Origin of the sequence: Desulfovibrio sp. X2 (genome assembly GCF_000422205.1) — a bacterium.
Lineage (GTDB): Bacteria > Desulfobacterota > Desulfovibrionia > Desulfovibrionales > Desulfovibrionaceae > Alkalidesulfovibrio.
In genome coordinates this window covers 1-2022 of the sequence record NZ_ATHV01000048.1, presented here as the reverse complement: position 1 = coordinate 2022, position 2022 = coordinate 1, and the positions used below count along the sequence as shown (strand labels likewise).

General features: G+C 69.2%; 2 protein-coding genes. One reads left to right on the top strand and one right to left on the bottom strand.

The features are described 5' to 3' along the window. Positions 1–441: 441 nt before the first annotated feature. Positions 442–1206 (bottom strand): glucose 1-dehydrogenase, encoded by a 765-nt coding sequence (locus DSX2_RS13085; protein ID WP_020881561.1) that lies wholly within the window; start codon positions 1204–1206, stop codon positions 442–444. A gap of 144 nt (positions 1207–1350) precedes the next feature. Between DSX2_RS13085 and DSX2_RS13080 the strand changes: the two genes are divergently transcribed. Then, positions 1351–1620, top strand: coding sequence for a hypothetical protein (locus DSX2_RS13080; RefSeq protein WP_020881560.1), 270 nt, complete (start codon positions 1351–1353; stop codon positions 1618–1620). Positions 1621–2022 lie beyond the last annotated feature (402 nt).

Sequence of the window (2022 nt, the reverse complement as noted above, 5' to 3'; positions counted from 1 at the left end):
CGACAAGGGAGTGCGCGTGACGCTCTCCTGCGGCGTGGCCGAGTGCCGCAAGGACGACGACCTGGAGAGCTTCCTGGCGCGCCTGGACAAGGCCCTGCACCAGGCCCAGCAGGCAGGCGACCTGACCGTGGCTCTCTAGTGTGACGTCCGCAGAATACGCAAAGCCGTATTCTGCTGATGATCGCTGCCCCTCACCCTTTTTTTTCGGCTTGCTCATGCCGCCGTATCGCTGCTGTCGGCATCCGTAAGACTCGCGCCTGATGGCGCTCGCCTAACGGCTGCCGCATCGCTGCTGTCGGCAGCCGTAAGGCTCGCGCCAAAGCGCGCTCGCCTAACGGCTGCCGCTGGCGGCGGAACCGGGCAAATGCCCGGTTCGCGTGCCGCGTGCGGTCACCCCGTGGACCATCGGCCTTCTTCATGGACGCGGCACGCGCCCGCCCGCTATTCCTCGTAGATCATCCTGCGCGTCATGCCGCCGTCGAGCGTCACCCGCTCGCCGGTCATGAAGCCCGCCTCGTCCGAGCACAGGAAGAGGGCCAGGGCGGCCACGTCCTCCGGCCTGCCCACGCGGCCCGCCGGGTGCTGCGCATGGTCGGCCTCGCGCAGCGCCTGGGGCGTGCGGCCGCCCGGGCGCCCCAGGCGGCTCACGTCGATCCAGCCGGGCGCGATGCAGTTCACGCGCACCGCCGGGCCCAGGCTCACGGCCAGGGCGTGCGTCAGGGCCGCTATGCCGCCCTTGGACGCGGCGTAGGACTCCGTGTCCGGCTCCGACTGCACGGCGCGCGTGGAGGCCATGTTGACCACCGCGCCGCGCGCCTGCGAAAGCGCCCCCGCCAGGGCGCGCACGGCGAGCATGGCGCCCGTCAGGTTCACGCCCAGCACGCGGTTCCATTCGGCCAGGGAAAGCTCCGGCAGGGGCTTGCGCACCATGATCCCGGCGTTGTTCACCAGGAACCTGCAGCCCCCGAACGCGGCCAGCGTCCGCTCCGCCGCCCGCGCCACCGAGTCCTCGTCGGACACGTCCGCAACCACGGGCAGCACCCGGCCCAGGGGCGACAGCTCGCCCGCAGCCCAGTCGAGCGCCGCCTCGTCCGCATCCCAGACGGCGACCCCGGCCCCGGCCTCGAGAAACGCCCGCGCCACCGCGTGCCCTATGCCCTGCGCCCCGCCCGTGACCACCGCCGAAGCTCCCGTGATGCCCTTCATGCGCTCCTCCTCCATGCATGATCGTGTCCGCCCCTCCCATAGCACGTCCGCGCCCGGCCGTCCGGTGCCTGCCCGGGCCCTGCCCGGCCTTGACAGGGCGGCGGGCGGCGGGCAAGACGCGGGCAGACCAACAGGGAGCCTGCCATGAAGGACGAACGCGGACGCTACTACTATCCCAACCCGGCCAAGAAGCGGGTGCGCATGTACGTGAAGGAGGAAGAGGGCGCCGTCTGGTTCCGCCTCTGGAACCAGGACGACCCGAAACTCTGGGACGACCACGGCTGGGTGCCCTGGGGCGCGCTCGAAAAGGCCATGCAGATGTACGCCACCGGCAAGGACGAGCCGAAGAAGCCCTTCGACCCCCGCACCTTCTACGACCTCGACCTCGCGCGACAGATCCTGGCCGAGCGCTGATTTTTCGTGGGGAAGGGAGGGAAGGACCCCTTCCCCACACCCCATCCCTCCTTCCTGGTCGCTGAAAAAGCACCGTCTGCGGCGTCGCTGCGAAGAATGCAACCCCTCGCGTATTGGAGCATACGCATCGGGCTTGCATTCTTCTTGCTCCTTGCATCCAGCACTTTTTGAGCGACCAGGAGAGACGCCTTCAGGTTCGCTTCCCTCGACCGGGGAAGGCGTCGTTGCCGTATGCCGTCGCCCGCCCGCAGCTCCTTTGCCCGCGGACTGGCACGAGCGCACTTGAGGAGCATCGGCAAAGGAGAGGGTGAAGGTGTCGTTGACGAAATTCCCGTTTGTCGGCGGGGCGGCGGGGAGACTGTCCCGATAATCGGACCCTGACGGCAACCGTGCCCGGGATTT

Excerpts from the sequence above, each read along its gene's own strand:
- DSX2_RS13085 (WP_020881561.1), bottom strand. The coding sequence starts at position 1,206 with ATGAAGGGCATCACGGGAGCTTCGGCGGTGGTCACGGGCGGGGCGCAG.
- DSX2_RS13080 (WP_020881560.1), top strand. The coding sequence starts at position 1,351 with ATGAAGGACGAACGCGGACGCTACTACTATCCCAACCCGGCCAAGAAG.